The following is a 2854-nucleotide window of genomic DNA, read 5'->3' on the forward strand; positions in this document are numbered from 1 at the left end:
TTTTATGTGCTATTGCTCATAACCTACGACTGATTACAAGAAAATTATTCTTAATACCCTCACAGTCAAATAAATTAAAACCTATATAATTAAAATTCTTAATCCAAAACCAGTTATACCTATATCTTGGGTAAGAAAAATAGAGCGCCTGATAAACCATATATATTATAAAGAAATATCCATTCAATAAATTTATTCAAAAATAATATTTCAGGGCCGACTAAGTATATGAAAACTAATATAATTTCTATTTCTAAAATACCATAAAATATCGTATGGATACAGGCGTCAATTGTATTGAATACTTTATGTTTTAACTAAATTAAAAACAAAATGCAGACACAAAAAAAGAATAGTACCATACGTCAAATGATATTTCCCATTTATAAAAGTGAACTGCGTAAATTTTTACCAATGGTCTTTATATTTATGCTTATATCTTTCTGTTATGCCCTTACACGTGCCCTTAAAGATATGAATATGCTTAAAGAAACGAATGCTACGACCATCTACTGGTTAAAAGCAGTAGCCACTACACCTAGTATGATTTTTTTTACCATCCTTTATGGAAAAGTTAGCCGTGCTACAGGAAGAGATGGTAGGTTCAATGCAGTCATGATTTATTTTCTTACTTTTTTTACCTTTTCACTGTTGTTTTTACTTCCCCACAAACAAATATTGCAATTAAGTAATCTTTCTAAAATGCTTGAAGCAAAATTTCCCAGCTTCATAGGACTATGGGAGGCTATTTGCCATTGGCCTATTTCTTTGTTCTATATTCATGCTGAGGCTTGGGGGACTTTTGCATTAAGTGTATCATTTTGGACTTTTATAAATGAGATTACTACTATAAAGCAAGCCAAAAGGTTTTATAGCTTTTTAGGTACTTTTGGTACCCTTGGTAGTATCTTCGCTGGACTGATTCTTAAGTTGGATAATGTTCGTACCAATTTCGATCAAAGCTTAAAATTTGTCATTATAGCTATTGTTTTGATTCTGATCATATACAACTATTTTACTGCAGATATAAAAGCACATCCAGCTTATTATCAGATGGAAGAAAAACCTAAAAAAGTAAAAGTAAAAATGTCCTTTGTAGACTCTATGAAGTTTCTAGCACGCTCTAAGTACTTGATGTTGCTGTCCATATTGGTCATCAGTTATGGACTAGTGATTGCCCTTTTTGAGGCTGTAGAAAAAGCCCAAATTCAGGAATTTGTAAAAATCTCAGGGGATAATGCCCTCTATGCAGGTATATATTCTAACCAACAAATTGCAGTAGGTGTAATTTCTATTTTAGTAACTTTGTTTTTTGCCACACCTATACTAAAAAGAGGATGGCGTTTTGCTGCATCTGTTACGCCGGTGACTGCATTGGTGATGACCGTTTTATTTTTTACCTTCTTACGCTTTGGCACTGTTTTAGATAATTTCTTTAAAAGTTTTCATCTCAATGCCTTGTATCTCTCTGTCCAAGTAGGGCTTTACAATGTGGTTTTGATTAAATCAGTCAAGTATGTCCTTTTTGATCCAACTAAAGAAGCAGTCTATATTCCATTAGATGAAGAAACTAAAGTACGTGGTAAAGCAGCGGTAGATGGTGTAGGCGCCCGTTTGGGCAAAAGTTTGGCATCTGTACTGATTGCCAGTATGTCTACATTATTTGGTGGTGGAGATATTGCCAGTATTCGTACGCCCATTGTGCTGATCATTATAATGGTTATTATACTTTGGTTGGTAGCGGTCCGAGCTTTAGGAAAATTAAAACTAGCAGCTGAAGAAAAATATGAAACGGAAGTTATTTCTACCAATAATATACAAATAAGTAAATAGAGGAGTAGTGGATGTAATCTAAAGAAGCTTAAATGTAAGCCTTTTTTACCATAGCATCAGAAAAAGTTTTTTACGATGAATCTATTTATAAATTCATAAAAAGTTTTATAAACAGTGTGATCAACCATATATAGTTCAAATTGCCTTAGCACTTTTTGATTTTAATTAAATTAATTTATAGTTTGTATTTTTCTCTAAAAAAGATCAATAAGGGCAACTAATATTAAAATGAAAATTAATGTAATCAAGAAAATAGCAACTATTTCTATATGTGTTCTTACACTATTAAATATCTTTTTTTTCGTTGCCTATCTTGGAGCTGGTGGAGTTGCGAATCATTTGGATAAGTGTTTAAAGGTAATGCAAAATTTAGAAGAAAAAAATTTGTTAAATAATATTCCAGAATATATACCAATCACTATAAAAAGAGAAATAAGATTATGGGATCATTCATCTCAACTAAATGATTATATACAATCAATAGATCAGCATGCCATAAATATAAAAAGACAATTCGTTATTGGTTCTATTTTCTTGTTTGCTGCTATTGGAATACGTATGTATCATAGAAAAGAAAATATCGTTCTCTCACATCTCTCTAAATATTTATTTTAAGCTTTATCCCTTTTTGTCTTTTTAACGACACAAATAACAAATTTTATATTTTCATGATAAAAAAACGTCCTGTAAAATTATCTGCTTTTTAGTACCTGTCTGATTCCTAGAGGTCTTTACAACTTTATTGTCTGATTAAGTTTAAACCTAGTAGGATTTATACCTGTGCATTATTTAATTAGTCGGTCCTGAAATACTGTATAATTATTTGTTAATCAGCAAATAAATGGTTAAATTTGTATTGGTTAATAACCAGTTTTAGAGTTGTTTTGTATAAAAAGCTTGCAAAATAAGGATGAAATCTAAGAAAATAAATAATAGCCTTGAACGTTTGTTTGAGCAACGCTTATCTAGTTTTCTTAACCCGAAACATCCTTTATTCCAGTTATCTGATTCGATTACTTGG

Annotated in this window: 2 protein-coding genes and 1 pseudogene; all 3 read left to right on the plus strand. The window is 30.9% G+C overall.

Annotated elements, in window-relative coordinates:
• Positions 1-190, plus strand: a pseudogene (locus tag ACRRVB_RS04950) (IS5-like element ISCca5 family transposase); the annotation flags it as partial.
• A 143-nt stretch (positions 191-333) separates the two neighbouring features.
• On the plus strand, positions 334-1833 hold the full coding sequence (locus ACRRVB_RS04955) for an Npt1/Npt2 family nucleotide transporter (protein ID WP_432466847.1): 1500 nt from the start codon (positions 334-336) through the stop codon (positions 1831-1833).
• Positions 1834-2061: 228 nt separating this feature from the next.
• Positions 2062-2448, plus strand: coding sequence for a hypothetical protein (locus tag ACRRVB_RS04960; RefSeq protein WP_432466848.1), 387 nt, complete (start codon positions 2062-2064; stop codon positions 2446-2448).
• Positions 2449-2854: the final 406 nt, after the last annotated feature.

Origin of the sequence: Candidatus Cardinium hertigii (assembly GCF_050864855.1) — a bacterium.
Classification (GTDB): Bacteria; Bacteroidota; Bacteroidia; order Cytophagales; family Amoebophilaceae; genus Cardinium; species Cardinium hertigii_C.

Bases quoted from the DNA above. Each gene is read 5' to 3' on its own strand.
- ACRRVB_RS04955 (WP_432466847.1), top strand. From the start codon at position 334: ATGCAGACACAAAAAAAGAATAGTACCATACGTCAAATGATATTTCCC.
- ACRRVB_RS04960 (WP_432466848.1), top strand. From the start codon at position 2,062: ATGAAAATTAATGTAATCAAGAAAATAGCAACTATTTCTATATGTGTT.